General features: G+C 71.2%; 17 protein-coding genes. 7 read left to right on the forward strand and 10 right to left on the reverse strand.

Annotation, left to right across the window (positions count from 1 at the left end; all coding sequences use genetic code 11):
- Positions 1 to 115 precede the first annotated feature (115 nt).
- Positions 116 to 355 carry a ferredoxin gene (locus tag ACFWPS_RS06980; protein ID WP_383701890.1) on the reverse strand — a complete coding sequence of 80 codons (240 nt, stop codon included), beginning with the start codon at positions 353 to 355 and terminating at the stop codon, positions 116 to 118.
- 345 nt (positions 356 to 700) lie between these two features.
- Here ACFWPS_RS06980 and ACFWPS_RS06985 point away from each other — a divergent pair, with 345 nt between their 5' ends.
- The 5 genes from ACFWPS_RS06985 to ACFWPS_RS07005 all read left to right on the forward strand — a co-directional run bounded on the left by ACFWPS_RS06985 (position 701) and on the right by ACFWPS_RS07005 (position 6,928).
- The gene (locus ACFWPS_RS06985; protein ID WP_383701892.1) at positions 701 to 1,663 is read left to right on the forward strand and encodes a cyclase family protein; all 963 of its coding nucleotides are present in this window, start codon (positions 701 to 703) and stop codon (positions 1,661 to 1,663) included.
- Between the two features lie 133 nt (positions 1,664 to 1,796).
- Complete coding sequence (locus tag ACFWPS_RS06990) at positions 1,797 to 3,377, forward strand: GMC oxidoreductase (protein ID WP_383701894.1); 1,581 nt, start codon at positions 1,797 to 1,799, stop codon at positions 3,375 to 3,377.
- Positions 3,378 to 3,607: 230 nt separating this feature from the next.
- Positions 3,608 to 4,402 (forward strand): SDR family oxidoreductase, encoded by a 795-nt coding sequence (locus tag ACFWPS_RS06995; RefSeq protein WP_383702222.1) that lies wholly within the window; start codon positions 3,608 to 3,610, stop codon positions 4,400 to 4,402.
- A 55-nt stretch (positions 4,403 to 4,457) separates the two neighbouring features.
- On the forward strand, positions 4,458 to 5,903 hold the full coding sequence (locus ACFWPS_RS07000) for a cytochrome ubiquinol oxidase subunit I (protein ID WP_383701896.1): 1,446 nt from the start codon (positions 4,458 to 4,460) through the stop codon (positions 5,901 to 5,903).
- Positions 5,900 to 6,928 carry a cytochrome d ubiquinol oxidase subunit II gene (locus ACFWPS_RS07005; protein ID WP_383701898.1) on the forward strand — a complete coding sequence of 343 codons (1,029 nt, stop codon included), beginning with the start codon at positions 5,900 to 5,902 and terminating at the stop codon, positions 6,926 to 6,928. The genes ACFWPS_RS07000 and ACFWPS_RS07005 overlap by 4 nt, the downstream gene beginning before the upstream one ends.
- Here the strand turns inward: ACFWPS_RS07005 and ACFWPS_RS07010 are convergent.
- The gene (locus ACFWPS_RS07010; RefSeq protein WP_383701900.1) at positions 6,925 to 8,787 is read right to left on the reverse strand and encodes a glycoside hydrolase family 15 protein; all 1,863 of its coding nucleotides are present in this window, start codon (positions 8,785 to 8,787) and stop codon (positions 6,925 to 6,927) included. The genes ACFWPS_RS07005 and ACFWPS_RS07010 overlap by 4 nt on opposite strands.
- A gap of 145 nt (positions 8,788 to 8,932) precedes the next feature.
- Positions 8,933 to 9,505, reverse strand: a complete 573-nt coding sequence (locus ACFWPS_RS07015; protein WP_383701902.1) for a gluconokinase — start codon at positions 9,503 to 9,505, stop codon at positions 8,933 to 8,935.
- Positions 9,506 to 9,670: 165 nt separating this feature from the next.
- Between ACFWPS_RS07015 and ACFWPS_RS07020 the strand changes: the two genes are divergently transcribed.
- Both ACFWPS_RS07020 and ACFWPS_RS07025 read left to right on the forward strand, forming a co-directional pair.
- Positions 9,671 to 10,429, forward strand: a complete 759-nt coding sequence (locus ACFWPS_RS07020; protein WP_383701904.1) for an RNA polymerase sigma factor — start codon at positions 9,671 to 9,673, stop codon at positions 10,427 to 10,429.
- Complete coding sequence (locus tag ACFWPS_RS07025; RefSeq protein ID WP_383701906.1) at positions 10,426 to 11,370, forward strand: CU044_5270 family protein; 945 nt, start codon at positions 10,426 to 10,428, stop codon at positions 11,368 to 11,370. The genes ACFWPS_RS07020 and ACFWPS_RS07025 overlap by 4 nt, the downstream gene beginning before the upstream one ends.
- 258 nt (positions 11,371 to 11,628) lie before the next feature.
- On the opposite strand, the gene ACFWPS_RS07030 is transcribed toward ACFWPS_RS07025, so the two are convergent.
- From ACFWPS_RS07030 to ACFWPS_RS07060, 7 genes are all read right to left on the reverse strand, one after another.
- Positions 11,629 to 11,916, reverse strand: coding sequence for an SCO5918 family protein (locus ACFWPS_RS07030; protein WP_383701908.1), 288 nt, complete (start codon positions 11,914 to 11,916; stop codon positions 11,629 to 11,631).
- A 79-nt stretch (positions 11,917 to 11,995) separates the two neighbouring features.
- Positions 11,996 to 12,406, reverse strand: coding sequence for a hypothetical protein (locus ACFWPS_RS07035; RefSeq protein WP_383702224.1), 411 nt, complete (start codon positions 12,404 to 12,406; stop codon positions 11,996 to 11,998).
- A 100-nt stretch (positions 12,407 to 12,506) separates the two neighbouring features.
- Positions 12,507 to 14,042 (reverse strand): DEAD/DEAH box helicase, encoded by a 1,536-nt coding sequence (locus ACFWPS_RS07040; protein WP_383701910.1) that lies wholly within the window; start codon positions 14,040 to 14,042, stop codon positions 12,507 to 12,509.
- A 306-nt stretch (positions 14,043 to 14,348) separates the two neighbouring features.
- The gene (locus ACFWPS_RS07045; RefSeq protein ID WP_181807290.1) at positions 14,349 to 14,555 is read right to left on the reverse strand and encodes a cold-shock protein; all 207 of its coding nucleotides are present in this window, start codon (positions 14,553 to 14,555) and stop codon (positions 14,349 to 14,351) included.
- Positions 14,556 to 14,785: 230 nt separating this feature from the next.
- Entirely contained in the window at positions 14,786 to 15,124 is a 339-nt protein-coding gene (locus tag ACFWPS_RS07050; RefSeq protein ID WP_383701912.1) for a MerR family transcriptional regulator, read from the reverse strand.
- A 393-nt stretch (positions 15,125 to 15,517) separates the two neighbouring features.
- Positions 15,518 to 15,805: a hypothetical protein gene (locus ACFWPS_RS07055; RefSeq protein WP_383701914.1), complete on the reverse strand. Its 288-nt coding sequence runs from the start codon at positions 15,803 to 15,805 to the stop codon at positions 15,518 to 15,520.
- A 78-nt stretch (positions 15,806 to 15,883) separates the two neighbouring features.
- The gene (locus ACFWPS_RS07060; protein ID WP_383701916.1) at positions 15,884 to 16,144 is read right to left on the reverse strand and encodes a hypothetical protein; all 261 of its coding nucleotides are present in this window, start codon (positions 16,142 to 16,144) and stop codon (positions 15,884 to 15,886) included.
- Between the last annotated feature and the right edge of the window lie 209 nt (positions 16,145 to 16,353).

The following is a 16,353-nucleotide window of genomic DNA, read 5'->3' on the forward strand; positions in this document are numbered from 1 at the left end:
GATCCGGTGAAACCCTCGTCGCGCAGGGACTCCGCGGCCCGCAGTCCCGCCAGCGACGCCCCGACGATCACGATGCGGCCGTCGCGCCTGAACGCGCGCAGGTTGTCGGCGCTGGTCATGACCTCGCCGCCGTCACCGGTACGTCCCGCTGCGCCGACCGCCCCTCCAGCCGGTCGACCAGAATCGCCTGGACCGGGCAGGCCGCCGCGGCGCGCAGCACCCGCTCGCGCTGGGCGTCGTCGGGGTCCGGGTCGTACATCAGCGCTTCCTCGCCGTGCATCCGGAACGCGTCCGGAGCCAGGAACGCGCACTGCGCATACCCTTCACATCGGGAAAGATCTACGACGACTCGCATCCCGGCCTCCACAGGGGCTACAAGCTGCGGACCCTGTGTCCACCTCTGTGAACCGCTGGGCGGCGCACCCCGCTTGTCGGGTCTCCGCAGTACGAATGGGTGTTCGCGAGAAAGAATCCGTCATCGCGCAAAGGCGAGCGGTGTCGGCAGGACCGCCTGGCGATCCTGGCGTTTCACCCGATCAGCGTATGCCGCGCGCACATCGCCTGCACCCCGAGAGACCGGGCGCGCCAGGCCCGGCCGTGTTCGGCCGATCGGCGCAGTCCGCCCGCGCCCGGCGGGTGGCCCGGCCGTCCCGATGGTTCGGTGTCGGGAGAAGCGCCGGCCGGAGCAGGAGGTTCCCCGATGGCCTCGGAGCAGCCCGTACCCTCCCGTCCCACAGCACCGCGGCCCCTGTCCGAAGCGGCCTTCCGCGACCTGTACCGCAGGCTGCGGAGCCGGGCCCGGGACGGCGGGCCGGGTCGGCGGGGCGCGCTGGACCGGCTGACGCCGGAGCGGGTCGTGGCGGCCGCCGCCGAGGTCAGGGCCGGGCGCACCGTGTCGCTGGCCGCGACCGTCGAGACCCGGTCCGGTCCGGACAACCCGGAGCCCGCGTCCCATCGGATGACGGCTCCCACCCGCGGGGAGACCGGCGCACCCGGGCTCGCGTTCGCCCGCGACCGGTTCGCGATGAACGTGCACGGTGACGTCGACAGCCACCTCGACGCGCTGTGCCACGTGATCTACGACGGCGAGCTGTACGGCGGCGTCCCGGCGAGCACCGTGACACCGGACGGTGCCGAAGCGCTCACGCTCGATCTGGTGCGGGACGGCATCGTCGGCCGGGGTGTCCTGCTGGACGTCCCACGGCTGCGCGGGGTGCGGTGGCTGGAGCCCGGCGACCAGGTGACCGCCGAGGACCTCGCCGCGGCCGAGACCGCCCAGCGGACCACGGTCGGACCGGGTGACCTGCTGTTCGTACGGGTGGGGCACCGCCTGCGGCGCCGGACCCTCGGGCCCTGGGACGTGACCCGGGCCCGCGCGGGCCTGCACCCGACGGCCATGGACTTCCTGGCCGAGCGGGGCGTGTCGGTGCTGGGCTCGGACGGCAACAGCGACGCCGCGCCCAGCGCGGTCCCCGAAGTCGGCTTTCCCGTGCATGTGCTGGCCGTCAACGCCATGGGGCTGCAGCTGCTGGACTGGCTGGACTTCGAGGAGCTGGTACCGGTGTGCGAGCAGCAGGGGCGCTGGCACTTCCTGTGCGTGATCGCCCCGCTGCGGCTCCCGGCGGCGACCGGCTCCCCGGTGAACCCGATCGCCGTGCTCTGACCGCGCCGAAGCGCCGGGCCCGCTGCCGGAGCGCCGGGCCCGCTCCGGGTGCCGCACCCCCGTCCGGCGCGTACGTTCGAAGGAGGGAGACCGGCACCGGCCGCGGACCGCGCGAACAAGGACGGTGGTTGCCATGGACACCCTGCCCCCGTACGACGTCATCGTCATCGGCACCGGTGCCGGCGGCGGCACCCTGGCCCACCGCCTCGCCCCGTCCGGGAAACGGATCCTCATCCTCGAACGCGGCGGCTACCTGCCGCGCGAACGCGACAACTGGGACTCCACGGCCGTGTTCGTGAAGGCCAAGTACCGGGCCCCGGAGTTCTGGCTGGACCGGCACGGCAACGAGTTCCCGCCCGAGGTGAACTACTACGTCGGCGGAAACACCAAGTTCTACGGCGCGGCCCTGTTCCGGCTGCGCCCCGAGGACTTCGGCGAACTCCGCCACCACGACGGCATCTCCCCGGCCTGGCCCATCGGTTACGACGACCTGGAGCCGTACTACACCCAGGCGGAGCACCTCTACCTGGTGCACGGCCGGCACGGCGAGGACCCCTGGGAAGGGCCGTGCAGCGCCCAGTACGCGTACCCGCCGGTCGAACACGAGCCGCGCATCGAGCAGTTGAGCATGGACCTGGAGAAGCAGGGGCTGCACCCCTTCCACCTGCCGATCGGGGTGAACCTCACCCAGGACGAGGACGGCCGGGCCACCCACTCCAGCGTCTGCATCCGCTGCAACCGCGTGGACGGCTTCCCCTGTCTGGTCCGCGCCAAGTCGGACGCCCAGGTGATCTGTGTGGAGCCGGCCCTTGAGCACCCGAACGTGGAGCTGGTCACCGACGCCCGGGTGACCCGGCTGGAGACCGACGCCACCGGGCGCAGTGTCACGAGCGTCGTCGCACAGCTCCCCGGTGAGCGGGAGGCCCGGTTCTCCGCCGATGTGGTGGTCGTGGCCTGCGGGGCCGTCAACTCGGCGGCGCTGCTGCTGGCTTCGGCGAACGACCGGCATCCGCGCGGACTGGCGAACAGCTCCGACGTGGTCGGCCGGCACTACATGCGCCACAACAACCTGGCGCTGATGGCCGTTTCGAGGGAACCCAACGACACCCAGTTCCAGAAGACCCTCGCCCTGCACGACTGGTACCTGGGCGCGGACGACTGGGAGTACCCGCTCGGCGGGATCCAGATGCTCGGCAAGTCGGACGCCGACCAGATCCACGGCGAGGCCCCGCGCTGGGCCGGGGCGGTGGCGCCGGACATGCCGTTCGAGGTCCTGGCCCATCACGCCGTCGACTTCTGGCTGTGCGGGGAGGACCTGCCGCAGCCGGACAACCGGGTGACCCTGGAGGACGACGGCCGGATCCGGCTCACCCTCGACGAGGGCAACAACATCGCCGGCCTCCAGCGCCTGCGGCACAAACTCCAGGACATGCTCGGCCATCTGGGCATGCACGAGCACGGTCTGCTGTCCCGCAGCATCTACCTGCACAAGGGGATGCCGATCGGTGCCACCGCCCACCAGGCCGGCACGGTGCGTTTCGGCACCGACCCGGCGTCCTCGGCCCTGGACGTCAACTGCAAGGCCCACGACCTGGACAACCTCTACGTCGTCGACACGAGCTTCTTCCCGAGCATCGGCGCGGTCAACCCGTCCCTGACCGCCATCGCGAACGCCCTCCGGGTGGGCGACCACCTGCTGGAGCGGCTGGGCTGAGCCTTGGCCGGGCGTCCGGACCCCGACCGGGCGAACATCCTCCGCCGGGCAGCGCAACGCGGTCCGCCGCGGTGTGCCGCCGTCCCTCCCCGGTGCTTGTCTGAGGCCTGGACCTCCGGGCGACGGGCCCGGCAGGAGGCGGGCACGCAGTGGAGGAGCAGGACATCGTGAGTTCCACCGAGGGGACATCCGGAGCACCCGGGACATCCCAGGGCGTGATCCCCGCCCATCTGCTGCGCGGCCAGAAGGCGCTGGTGACCGGCGCGAACTCCGGTATCGGCAGGGCGACGGCCGTCGCCCTCGGCCGGGCCGGGGCCGATGTCGTGGTCAACTACGTGGCGGGCAAGGACGAGGCCGAGCAGGTGGTCGAGGAGATCACCGGACTCGGTGTCCGGGCGGCCGCCTACGAGGCGGACGTCTCCGACGAGCACCAGGTCGTCGCCATGATGGACCGGATGGTCCGGGAGTTCGGCACGATCGACATCCTGGTCGCCAACGCGGGCCTCCAGCGGGACGCCCCGTTCACCGAGATGACCCTCGCCCAGTGGCAGAAGGTCCTCGACGTCAACCTCACCGGGCAGTTCCTGTGCGCCCGCGAGGCGACGAAGGAGTTCCTGCGCCGCGGTGTCGTGCCCGAGGTGTCGCGCGCGGCCGGAAAGATCATCTGCATGAGTTCGGTCCACCAGATCATCCCGTGGGCCGGGCACGTCAACTACGCCTCCTCCAAGGGCGGGGTGCAGATGATGATGGAGACGCTGGCCCAGGAACTCGCCCCGAAGAAGATCCGCGTGAACGCGATCGCCCCCGGGGCCATCAAGACCCCGATCAACCGCAGCGCCTGGGAGACGCCCGAGGCCCGCGAGGACCTGCTGCGGCTGATCCCCTACGACCGCATCGGCGACCCCGAGGACATCGGCTACGCGGCCGTGGGCCTCGCCTCCGACCTCATGGACTACGTCGTGGGCGCCACCCTCTACGTCGACGGCGGGATGACGCTCTTCCCGGGCTTCGCGACCGGCGGCTGACCTCGGCGGCTGACCCGACCCATCCGCGCCGGCCCCGAAGAGACGACACACACCCATGGTCCACACGGTCCTGCTGCTGGCGGACGCACCGGCGCAGACGCTGCCGGCCCGGTCGATGATGGCCTTCACCCTGGCCTCCCACATCATCCTGGTGCCCCTGGGCGTCGCGCTGCCACTGATCACGCTCGTCATGCACGGCTACGGCCTGCGCCGCGGCGACGCCACCGCCCTGCTCCTGGCCCGGCGGTGGTCGGCCGTCATGGCGGTGCAGTTCGCGATCGGCGTGGTCACCGGCACGGTGCTGTCCTTCGAGTTCGGACTGCTGTGGCCGGGCATGATGGGCCGGTGGGGCGACGTCTTCGGCATCGGCTTCGGCGTCGAGGCATGGGCGTTCTTCCTGGAGGCCGTCCTCATCGCCATCTACCTCTACGGCTGGCGAAGACTTCCCTCCCGGACCCACTTCCTGCTCGGACTGCCCCTGCCGCTCGTGGCCCTCCTTGGCGCCTTCGGCATCCTGGCCGCCAACTCGTGGATGAACACCCCGCGCGGCTTCACCCTCGACGCCGCCGGCAACCCGGTCGACGTGAAGATCTGGAAGGCCGTCTTCACCCCCATGTTCGGCCCGGAGTACTGGCACTTCGTCTTCGCGATGTTCGTGACGGCGGGCTATGTCGTGGCCGGCGTCTACGCCGTCGGACGGCTGCGCGGCCGCCGGGACCACTACCACCGGCTCGGCTTCACGATCCCCTTCACACTCGCCGCGGTGTGCACACCCGTGCAGTTCATGCTCGGCGACTCCATCGCCCGGCAGGTCTTCCACAAGCAGCCGGTGAAGTTCGGCGCCATGGAGATCGTCTGGAAGACCGCCACCCATCAGCCGGAGTACCTGTACGGCCGGCTGCACCCGGACGGCACCGTCTCCGGCGGCATCAGGATCCCGCAGCTCGACTCCATCCTGGCCGGCTTCCGCCCGGACACCCGGGTCACCGGACTCACCTCGGTCCCCGCGGACGACCGGCCGACGGCCACCCAGGCCACCATCGCCCACTGGGCCTTCGACACCATGGTCGGGATCGGCTCGCTGCTGCTCCTGCTCGCCCTCTGGTACGGCGTCCTGTGGCTCTGGCGCCGCCGGCTGCCCGCCTCCCCGTGGTTCTTCCGCGGCGCGGCGTGCGCGGGCGTCGCCTCCGTGACCGCCGTCGAGTGCGGCTGGATCACCACCGAGGTGGGCCGCCAGCCCTGGATCGTCTACCAGAACATGCGGGTCGCCGAGGCGGTGACGGCGACCCGCTCCACCAGCCTGTGGATCATGTTCGCGGTGATCGTCGTCGTGTACGTCTTCGTGTTCGGATCGTTCCTCGCGGTGCTGCTCAGGATGCGCTCGCGGTGGCGGCTCGCCGACGAGCAGGGCGGGCCGCGGCCGCCGAAGGAGACCCCGGAGCCCGACACACCCGAGACGGACACGCCGTACGGGCCGCGCTCCGCAGGGAGCCGACTGTGATCGCCGGGGTCATCGCCGTCGTCCTCCTCCTGGCGATCGCCGCCTACGCCTGCGGCGGCGGCACCGACTACGGAGCCGGCTTCTGGGACCTGACCGCGGGCGGAGCCGAGCGCGGCAGACGCCCGCGGCAACTGATCGACCACGCGATGGAGCCCGTCTGGGAGGTCAACAACGTCTGGCTGATCTTCGTACTGGTGATCATGTGGACGGGTTTCCCGGTCCTCTTCCAGCGGGTGTTCACCACCATGTGGCTGCCCCTGGCGCTGGCCGCCGTGGGCATCGTGCTGCGCGGCGCGGGCTTCGCCCTGCGCAGGCCCGCCCGGCGGCTGGCCGGCCGGCGCCTGTACGGGGCGGTCTTCGCCGTCGCCTCGCTGCTGACGCCGTTCTTCCTCGGTGCCGCGGCCGGCGGAGTGGCCTCGGGCCGGGTGACCGCCATGGCGACGGCGTCCACGGACGCCTGGGCCAACCCCACGTCCCTGCTGTTCGGCCTGCTGGCCATCGCCGCCACGGCGATGCTCGGCGCCGTCTTCCTCGCCGCGGACGCCCGCCGCTTCGCCGCACCGGACCTGGACCGCTACTTCCGCCGGCGGGCCCTCGCCGCCCTCGCGGCCGTGGCCGTACTCGCCGTCGTCACCCTCGTCGTCACCCACGGCGACGCGCCCCATGTCTGGCACGGCCTCACCCACGGCGTCGGCCTCGTCTTCGTCGTCGTCGCGGTGCTGGCCACCCTCGCCACCGCATGGCTGCTGACCCGCCCCTCCGCGGCCCGGTCCCGGGTCACGGCGGTCGGCGTGGTCGCCTCGGCCGTCATCGGCTGGGGCATGGCACAGCGCCCCTACCTGGTCCCGACCTCGCTGACCGTCGCCGAGGGCGCGGGCGCCCACACCACACTGCGCTGGCTGGCACTGGTCACCCTCGTCGCCCTCGTCCTCGTCATCCCCGCGGTCGCCTTCCTGTACTGGCTGGACACCCACGGCGAGCTGGAGGGCCTCACCGACGCCGACCTGCGGCGGGACAGCACCTAGGCGCGCTGGGCGAGGCCGGACCTCCGGCTGTCGAGGGCCTCGTTGAGGGTGATGGCCGAGTCGATGAGGGCGAGGTGGGTGAACGCCTGCGGGAAGTTGCCGAGCTGACGGCCCGTCGGGTCGATCTCCTCGGAGTACAGGCCCAGATGGTTGGCGTACCCCATCATCTTCTCGAACACGAGCCGCGCCCGGTCGGTCCGTCCCGCGCGCGCCAGGGCGTCGACGTACATGAACGTGCACAGCGAGAAGGTGCCCTCCGAGCCGCGCAGGCCGTCGGGCGAGGCGTCGGGGTTGTAGCGGTAGACCAGGCTGTCGCTGACCAGTTCGTCCTCCATGGCGTCCAGGGTCGACGCCCACATCGGGTCCCCGGGGGTGAGGAACCCGACCGTCGCCATCCGCAGCAGCGAGGAGTCCAGGACGTCACTGCCGTAGTGCTGGACGAAGGCGTGCCGGTCCTTGCTCCAGCCCTTGGCCATGACCTGCTCGTAGACGGCGTCCCGCTCGGCCTGCCAGCGTCCGGACGCGGACGGCCACCCCTTCGACTCGGCGAGCCGCAGCGCGCGGTCGAACGCCACCCAGGACATCACCCGGCCGTACGTGAAGTCCTGGCGGCCGCCGCGGGTCTCCCAGATGCCCTCCTCCGCCTGGTCCCAGTGGCCGGCCAGCCACTCCAGGTCCGTCCGCAGCGAGGTCCAGCCCCCGTACCCGACCTGGAACCCGTGCTGGTGCGCGAAGTAGATGCTGTCCAACGCCTCGCCGTAGATGTCCAGTTGGAGCTGGGTGGCGGCACCGTTGCCGATCCGGACCGGGGCGGACCCCTCGTAGCCCTCCCAGTGGTCGAGGATCTGCTCGTTCAGGTCGGAGGAGCCGTCGACCTTGTACATGATGTTGAGCGGGCCCGTGTTCCCGTGGCTGCCGGCCCGCTCCTTGACCCGGTCGCTCAGCCAGACGATGAACGCCCTGGCCTCCTCCGTGAAGCCCAGTCCCAGCAGGGCGTACACGGAGAAGGAGGCGTCCCGGATCCAGGTGAAGCGGTAGTCCCAGTTGCGCTCGCCGCCCAGCTGCTCCGGGAGGGCCGCCGTCGGAGCGGCCACCACGGCGCCGCTGGGGGCGAAGGTCATGAGCTTCAGCGTGATCGCGGAACGCTCGACGACCTCCCGCCAGCGCCCGACGTAGCTCGACTGCGCCAGCCAGGAGCGCCAGAACTCGGCCGTCTCCTCGAAGAGCCGTTCGTGTTCCTCGCGGCGGATCTCCCTGGGCGGCCCCTCGGCACCCATCTCCAGGATCAGCCCGCGCTGCTCGCCGGCCTGCAGGGTCAGCGTGACCTGCACGTCGGCGTCCCGATGCGTCAGAATGTCCGCGATCCGCTCGTCCTCCGGCTCCCGGATGGGGTTCACGGTGAGTTCCGTGCCGTCCTCCGCGACGAAGACCGCACCGTGCGGGGTGATGTGCACCTCGTGCTTGCTGCGCCCGTAGTCGAACCGCGGGGCGATCTCCACGGCGAACGTCATGGTGCCGCGCACACAGCGGACCAGGCGCACCAGCCGGTGCCGGCGCGTGGCCCTGGTACCGGTCACGGGCATGAAGTCGATCACCTCACCGGCGCCCGCCTCGGTCATGAAGCGGGTCACCAGGATCGCGGTGTCGGGCAGGTACAACTGCTTGGTCGAATGGGTCGGATGCGCCGGCCGGACCGTGCAGTGGCCGCCCTTGTCCTTGTCCAGAAGCGCCCCGAACACACTCGGCGAGTCGAACCGCGGGGAGCAGAACCAGTCGACCACCCCGTCGGTGGTCACCAGCGCCGCGGTCTGCAGATCGCCGATCAGCCCGTGGTTCTCGATGAGCGGGTATTCGTCCATCGGGGCGCCCCTTCCGGCCTGCGATTCACCCGAATGCACCCCCTCGATCAGCGTATGCCGGAGCTCCTGCTCCGGCTCGTCGGGCGAGGCCCCGGGGGATACGGAAGTGGATCAGTTCCGTCCGGACCTCCCGGGTACGCAGCGATCACCGGTCCGGCGCGGACCCGTCCCGCACCGCCCGCACCGCGGCCGCCAGGACCTCCGCCGTGCTCTCCGAGTCGTTGATGTCGATGGTGACGCCCGGTTCGTCGGCGTGCAGCGGATCCAGCGTGGCGTACTGGGAGTCGAGCAGCGCCGGCGGCATGAAATGGCCCTTCCGCCGTGCCATCCGCTGCTCGGCCACCTCACGGTCGAGGGCCAGATACAGGAACCGGACGTCCGCTCCCGTACGCCGGAACCGGTCGCGATAGGCGCGCCTGAGCGCGGAGCAGGCGACAACACCGCCGTGTCCACCCGACGCGGTGGCCCGGATCCACTCCGTGATCGCCTCCAGCCAGGGCCGCCGGTCGGCGTCGTCCAGCGGGTGTCCGGACGCCATCTTGGCGCGGTTCGCCGCCGAGTGCAGGTCGTCCCCCTCCAGGAACGGCACACCGAGCAGCTGCGCGAGCCCGGCTCCCACGGTGGACTTGCCGGACCCGGAGACACCCATCACGATCACCACACGCGGACCGCCACCGCTACGGCCGACGGTCCTCCCGGACCTGCGGACGGCATGCATGACTCCACTATCACCCGCACTCCCGGACCGGGGCAGCCGACGTTTCCGGTGCCGGGTCGGAAGCCTTTAGCGACAGGAAGCGACTTCACTCAGAGCCCACGAAGGGCACACCACCGTGTGATGGTCGCCACAGGGACGACGGGTGCCGAGCGGACAGGGCTGATTGTGGAACTTTCCCTGCGTGACCGGATACGCGCCGGCGATCCGGAAGCCTTCGCCGAACTGTTCGGCGCGCATGCCCAGGCCGTCTACGGTCATGCCGCCCGCCTGTCGGCAGACCGGGGCACTGCGGAGGACGTGGTGTCCCTGACCTTTCTGGAAGCCTGGCGGCTCAGGGAGAAGCTGAGACCCGAAGCCGCCGCCCTGGACGAAGACGCGGACCTACCCGACGGTGACGGGCTGCGCCCATGGCTGTACGGCATCGCCACCAACGTTCTGCGCAACACGCGCCGTGCCGCCCGCCGGCACAGCGCCGCGCTCGCCCGGCTCCCCGACCGCCCGGCGGATCGTCACACCCTGCCGGACTTCGCCGACGACCTCGTCGGCCGCATGGAGCAGGCCGAGCTGCTTGCTGCCGCACATACCGCGCTCGGCCGGCTGCGCAGAGCCGAACGTGAGGTGTTCGCCCTGTGCGTCTGGTCGGGACTGAGCTATGCGGCCGCGGGCGAGGCCCTCGGCGTGCCGACGAGCACCGTACGGTCGCGCCTCGCCCGGGCGAGGCAGCGTCTACGGACCCTGTCAGAGGCGGAGTTGGCCCGGCGCACGTCCGGCGAGCGGCCTGCCGCATACCCGGGGAAGCCAAGTACCGCCGTGACACCGGATGTTCCCCCTCAGCAGGAAAGGCCGGGACTCGGCCCGCGCACCGGACAGGTACCCGGTGGCCGTCCCGAGACGGCCCGGTCGACACAGGAGAAGCACCGATGAACCCCGAAGAGCGCGAAGAACTGGCCGGGCTGCTGCCGAGCCCGGGCGAGCCGGTCCTGACGAGCCGCCGCCACGACCTGCTGAAGGACCATCTGATGAGAGAGTTCACCGAGCAAGCCCCGGAACTCCTGGACATCAGGACAGCACCCGTCCGGCGACCGCGCGCCCCCCGCCGCCGGTTCGCAGTCATCGCCGTACCCCTCGCCACGGCGGCGGCGATCGTCGCCGCGGTACTCGCCGGCGCCACCGGGTCCAGGACCGCCACGACCGATGCGGACGCGGTCGGCCTCCTCCATCGCATCGCCGAGGTCGCCGCCGCGAAGAAGACCGTGCCCGTCAGGGACGACCAGTACGTCTATGTCCGCACACAGGGCTCCATGAAGTTCTCGGACAACGACATCCGGATCCTGCGCGAGGCGAGTTGGACCGCCGTCGACGGCAAGCGCGCGGGACTGCGCCGGGTCACGGTGCTGGTGGGTCCGCCGTTCCGGCCCCGGGACCCGTTCTCCTCCTACTCCAAGGGAACGCACGACATGCGGCTGAGCCCCGACCCGAACGTGCCCACGTTCCGCGAGCTTCAGACACTGCCCACCGACCCCGATGCGCTGCTGGAGAAGATCTATGCCGGCACGAAGGGGGAGGGGCAGACCAGACAGAGCGCGGCGCTGGAGAAGATCGGCGACATGCTGCCCGACGCCACGCTCCTGCCCGAACTGGACGCCGCGCTCTATCGCGCGGCCGCGAAGATCCCGGGCGTCTCGGTCGTCGCCGACGCCAAGGACTACACCGGCCGCTCCGGCATCGGCCTGAGTTTCGAGGAACGCGACGGCCGCACCGTCTGGGTCTTCGACAAGAAGTCCCTCGACTTCCTGGGCTCGGCGGACGAGGCGCTGCTGGATGTCGGGGTCACGGACAAGGCAGGCGAGACGTCGGCCACCTGAATGCCTGCTCCTGGAGAGCAGTGCCGTCTGGTAATTGAATCTCTCGCGCGCTCAGCCTGGGAAGCGTGGGTGGCCGCTCCTGCGGGCACACCGTGGGCACGGAGCCGTCGGTGGGAGTGGTGCGAGGCCGTACGCGGAGTACGGGGGCACCGCCGGGCCGCACCGGTCTCGTGCGGCTCGCGGCTCCTTGCCGAACCGGCAGACCCTCGGCTTTTCAACGGGCGAACGGCAGACGAATCGCCGTGCCCCCGGAAACCGTCACCAGCCGAGCGCGTCCTCGTCGGCTCGCGCGTCCCGGGGCGGCGCGACCGGGCGCGCGTCGTGGCAGGTGAAGCCGAGCCGGGTCAGGGCGCGGCGCATCTCGAACGACGTGAAGTCCCGGCGGTTCTGTCGGGTGATCACTTCCCCGACCTGCATCACGGGGTAGAGCCGGCCGTCGATGGTGACGGACACGCCGGTGACGGGTTCGGGGGTGATGCCGTCCATCGACTGCTCGACCTCGCTCTTGGTCAGGTCGAAGGGGAAACGGGCGATGACACAGCGCATGGATGCCTCCGCGGGATGGGTGAGAACACCGGGGAACGACTCTGGAGAGGCCGGACGCGCGACGGCGGCCGGACGGCGGTCAGGGGGTGAGCGCGAGGATGCCCAAGGCGTAGCCGTGGTCGTCGACCACGGGGGAGACGTTCAGTATCCGTATCCGCATGGCGGCTTCCGCGTCGCCGAGTGCGGCGGTCGACGCGGTGAACGGTCCGCGGTCGAGCGGGATGTCCCGCAGCCGGGTCCGGTCGCTGAACCACGAGCCGCCGCGGTGCGCGGTGAGCTGGGCCCGGGTGACCAGTCCCGCGCACCGCCCGTCCTCGTCCTGGAGGAGCAGGTGGGGGACGCGGGCTCCGATGAGCACGGAGAGGGCCACGTCGACCGCCATGTGGTCGTCGACCTGCGGCCCGGGGGCGTGCAGCATGGCGTCGCGGGCGGTCAGGCCGGTGCCGTCGGCCTGGCCGGACCGGTGTGCGCGAGGCGGAATCGGCGTCATCGGCGTCAAGGGCTTCTCCTCTTCGTCGGGGCGGGCAGGAGGGCGGCGTCTCGGCGGGGCTGCTGGGAGCGGGGGCGGGAGCGCGTTCCCCGTGCCCGGCCTATGCGGTGGACCCGGGGGCGGAGCGGCGCGCTCGGGCCGCGGCCCGGCCGTCTCCGCGCTGTCCGGCGGCCCGGCCCCGGCGGTCACGGCCGGCGGATCCCTTGCCCTCGCGTTGTCCGGCGACCGGCGCGGGGACGGTGACCGGCACGCCGGACGGGGTCCGGGCGCCGGTGATGGCATGCAGTTCGGCCGCACCGGGGCGGATCCGGGCCGTGCGCGGGGTGATGCCGGCGTCGGCCATCAGACGGTCCACCGCTCGGCGCTGGTGCGGCAGGACGAGGGTGACGACGGTGCCGGACTCGCCGGCGCGGGCGGTGCGGCCGCCGCGGTGCAGGTAGTCCTTGTGGTCGCCGGGAGGGTCGACGTTCACGACCAGGTCGAGGTGGTCGACGTGGATTCCGCGGGCCGCGACGTTGGTGGCCACCAGGGCCGTGACGTGGCCGTCCTTGAACCGGGCGAGCGTCCGGTTGCGCTGCGGCTGGGACTTGCCGCCGTGCAGGGCCGAGGCGCGCACACCGACGGACAGCAGGTGCTCGGTCAGCCGGTCGACCGCGTGCTTGGTGTCCAGGAACATGATCACGCGTCCGTCGCGGGCGGCGATCTCGGTCGCGGTGGTGTCCTTGTCGGCGTCGCGCACGTGCAGCAGATGGTGCGCCATGGTGGTGACGCTGCCCGCCGGCGGGTCGACCGAGTGCACCACGGGGTCGTGGAGGTAGCGGCGCACCAGGAGGTCGATGTCACCGTCCAGCGTGGCCGAGAACAGCAACCGCTGCCCGCCGGAGGGGACTTGGTCGAGCAGTGCGGTCACCTGCGGCATGAAGCCCATGTCGGCCATCTGGTCGGCCTCGTCGAGGACGGTGACGGCGACCCGGTCCAGCCGGCAGTCTCCCCGCTCGATGAGGTCCTTGAGGCGGCCGGGCGTCGCGACGACGACCTCGGCGCCGCCGCGCAGGGCACTCGCCTGACGGCCGATCGACATGCCGCCCACCACGGTGGCGAGCCGCAGCCCCAGGGCACGGGCGTAGGGCGCCAGCGCGTCGGTGACCTGCTGGGCCAGTTCCCGGGTGGGGACGAGGACGAGGGCGAGCGGCTGCCGGGGCTGCGCGCGCTGCCCGTCGAGGCGGGCCAGCACCGGCAGGCCGAAGGCGAGCGTCTTGCCCGAGCCCGTACGACCCCGGCCCAGGACGTCCCGGCCCGCGAGTGCGTTCGGAAGGGTGGCCGCCTGGATCGGGAAGGGCACGGTCACGCCCTCGGCGCGGAGCGCGGCCAGCAGCCGTGCGGGCATGTCCAGTTCGGCGAACGCCTCGACCGGGGGCAGTGGCTCGGTCAGGGTGACGGGCGGAGCGAACTCCTGTCGGCGTGCGGTGGAGTGCGTTCCCTGGCGGCTCTTGCGCCCGGTGCCCGGACGAGGACCCTGGTGGCCCGTCTCCTGGTTACGGAAACGACTTCCGCGCGTGGAGCCTGTCGAGTGCAGGGCACTCCCGTTCACGCGGGAGCGACCGGAGGTGCCGCCGGTGCGACGGGTGCGGTTCAAGGTGGAACCTTCCTCGATACGGCGTATCGAGGAATTCCGTCCGACGGCGGGCGGCCGTACGTGGAATCACAAGAATGAGCCGAAGAAAAAACGGAACGCCGGGCCTCTCGATGCCGAAGCCGGGGCTGTCATCAATCCGGAGATCCCGGAAACCCCGGAGATCCCGGAAACCCCGGGAATCGAACATCCGGGTGTCGGGGTGTACGGGTGTACGGGTAAACGCAATGGCTGGGGCCCGCACCCCAGGAGCGCGGGCCCCAGCCACATGATGCGCGAGCCACTGGCTCGCGACGATGCGCGTCAGTCTCAGGCAGCGACGATGTTCTCGGCCTGCGGACCCTTCTGGCCCTGCGTGACGTCGAAGCTGACCTTCTGGCCTTCACGAAGCTCGCGGAAACCACCGTTGCTGATGATGTTCGAGTAGTGGGCGAACACGTCAGCGCCGCCGCCGTCCTGCTCGATGAAGCCGAAGCCCTTTTCCGCGTTGAACCACTTCACGGTGCCAGATGCCATATTGAATCTCCCTTGGGGGGCAGTGCCGAACCCTGCACTTTGCGGGGCCGAGTCGCCGCGATGATCACCCCTCCGGAAATATCCGGAAAGCTATGCAAAGAAAAAACCTCTGGCAACCAAAACTGCAACGGCTATCACGCTAACACAGCCCGGGAGGAACCGGCCATGCACTTTCGTGTCCGCCGGGCGATTCTCACCCCGCCGGAGTCGTTATTTCTGCACCGGCGGAACTAGATATTCGCGTCGCCCCCGTCCAGCTTCCGGCGTATTTCGCGGTTCAGGCGGAGGGCGTCGTCCAGCTGGTCCTCGAGGGAGATGATGCGGCACGCGGCCTCGATGGGGGTGCCCTGGCCGACCAGCTCGCGAGCGCGGGCGGCGACAAGCAACTGGCGGCGGGAGTACCGGCGGTGACCGCCTTCCGAGCGCAGTGGAGTGATCAGTCCGGCCTCGCCGACTGCCCTCAGGAAGGCGGGGGTGGTGCCGAGCACGTCGGCGGCCCGTCCCATGGTGTAAGCGGGGTAGTCGTCATCGTCGAGGTTGCCGACGACAGGGTCGTTCTCGGAGGGCATGACACCTTCGTTCCGGGAGCGCTGCGGAGGACCCAGGTGTGCGTGGCACCCGTGCTCCGGAGGAATCAGCACCCATCTGCGTCGTGCCACAACCCTATCTCCGGCGGGCACGGACATGTGGCCCCGCCGTGACAGATTTCCTCCGGGTACACCCCGATGTCCGTCCCGCCGGCCTTCGGCACGCCGGTCCGGCGAGCCGCCGCACATCGTCACCGGCCGTCGACGACAGCCCCGACTCGGGCGCGGTACGCCGTCGCCTCGGCCGTTCGTCCCTCCCGGGCGTCCCGTGCGTTCCCCGAGCCGTCAACGGTGCGCGCGGGGAGGGAAGTCGAGGCCGGTCGGCCGTTCCCGCCGGGGCTCCTTCTGCCTCGCCTGTTCCTCTTGCCGCTCCTGCTACTCCTGCACTTCCCGCTCTTCCCGTTCCTCCTCCCGTTCCTCCATCAGGCGGACGCCCTCGTGTGTCAGCGAGACGGCGGCCGGGGTGCGGTGCGAGGTCCATTCCACGTTGATCAGGCCCTCGTCGGCCAGGTAGACGCAGGCGGCGGAGAGATCCTCGTCGGGCAGGCCCAGCTCGGCGCGGAGCGCCGATCCGCTGACCTCGGGGCGGTTGTGCTCCACAGCCCCGTACAGGGATCGCAGGACCGCCTTCCGGTTGTTCTTGCGTTCGCGGAGTTTCGTCATGTCTGTCGTTCTCCGAGGTATTGACGGCCGCGTGGGGACGGCCGGGACAACGGACCCTCCTGGCCGCACGGACCCGGGTCACACCTCATCGGCGTGTGCCGACGCCTCCCCCGTCGACTCGCTGGCCGCGAGCCACGACCGTGCGGGTTCCGCGGTGTGGGCGGTGTCGAGGGTGAGATGGAGCCGGGTGCCTCCGCCTTGTCCGGCGGGGTAGCTGCGCTGCTCGGTCGAGGCGAAGCAGTGCCGGAGGACCTCGGCCACGCGCCGGGCGACCTCCGGGGTCGCGGCGACGATGCGCACCTCTGCATGGCCTCGGGAGGGCAGGGAGTCGTACTCCATAGGGACCTCCTGGCGGGCGACCGGCAGAACGCGGACGCATCGCTGCCCGATACGCCGGGAGACGGTGCGGGGGCGGCTGCGGCGGGTCTCCACGCGGGCCCGTCCGAGTTACCCAGCGACCCCCTTTTCTGAAGGGTATGCCGGGGAGGACCGCCCGTGCGTGCCACGGCCGCACGGTGGTACAGACCGTGGTACGGCCCGTGGTACGG

It is taken from the genome of Streptomyces sp. NPDC058457 (genome assembly GCF_042720695.1).
Classification (GTDB): domain Bacteria; phylum Actinomycetota; class Actinomycetes; order Streptomycetales; family Streptomycetaceae; genus Streptomyces.

Excerpts from the sequence above, each read along its gene's own strand:
- ACFWPS_RS07030 (WP_383701908.1), bottom strand. The coding sequence starts at position 11,916 with ATGCGCTGTGTCATCGCCCGTTTCCCCTTCGACCTGACCAAGAGCGAG.
- ACFWPS_RS06980 (WP_383701890.1), bottom strand. The coding sequence starts at position 355 with ATGCGAGTCGTCGTAGATCTTTCCCGATGTGAAGGGTATGCGCAGTGC.
- ACFWPS_RS07045 (WP_181807290.1), bottom strand. The coding sequence starts at position 14,555 with ATGGCATCTGGCACCGTGAAGTGGTTCAACGCGGAAAAGGGCTTCGGC.
- ACFWPS_RS07035 (WP_383702224.1), bottom strand. The coding sequence starts at position 12,406 with ATGACGCCGATTCCGCCTCGCGCACACCGGTCCGGCCAGGCCGACGGC.
- ACFWPS_RS07010 (WP_383701900.1), bottom strand. The coding sequence starts at position 8,787 with ATGGACGAATACCCGCTCATCGAGAACCACGGGCTGATCGGCGATCTG.
- ACFWPS_RS07025 (WP_383701906.1), top strand. The coding sequence starts at position 10,426 with ATGAACCCCGAAGAGCGCGAAGAACTGGCCGGGCTGCTGCCGAGCCCG.
- ACFWPS_RS07055 (WP_383701914.1), bottom strand. The coding sequence starts at position 15,805 with ATGACGAAACTCCGCGAACGCAAGAACAACCGGAAGGCGGTCCTGCGA.
- ACFWPS_RS07015 (WP_383701902.1), bottom strand. The coding sequence starts at position 9,505 with ATGCATGCCGTCCGCAGGTCCGGGAGGACCGTCGGCCGTAGCGGTGGC.
- ACFWPS_RS07060 (WP_383701916.1), bottom strand. The coding sequence starts at position 16,144 with ATGGAGTACGACTCCCTGCCCTCCCGAGGCCATGCAGAGGTGCGCATC.
- ACFWPS_RS07000 (WP_383701896.1), top strand. The coding sequence starts at position 4,458 with ATGGTCCACACGGTCCTGCTGCTGGCGGACGCACCGGCGCAGACGCTG.
- ACFWPS_RS06990 (WP_383701894.1), top strand. The coding sequence starts at position 1,797 with ATGGACACCCTGCCCCCGTACGACGTCATCGTCATCGGCACCGGTGCC.
- ACFWPS_RS07050 (WP_383701912.1), bottom strand. The coding sequence starts at position 15,124 with ATGCCCTCCGAGAACGACCCTGTCGTCGGCAACCTCGACGATGACGAC.
- ACFWPS_RS06985 (WP_383701892.1), top strand. The coding sequence starts at position 701 with ATGGCCTCGGAGCAGCCCGTACCCTCCCGTCCCACAGCACCGCGGCCC.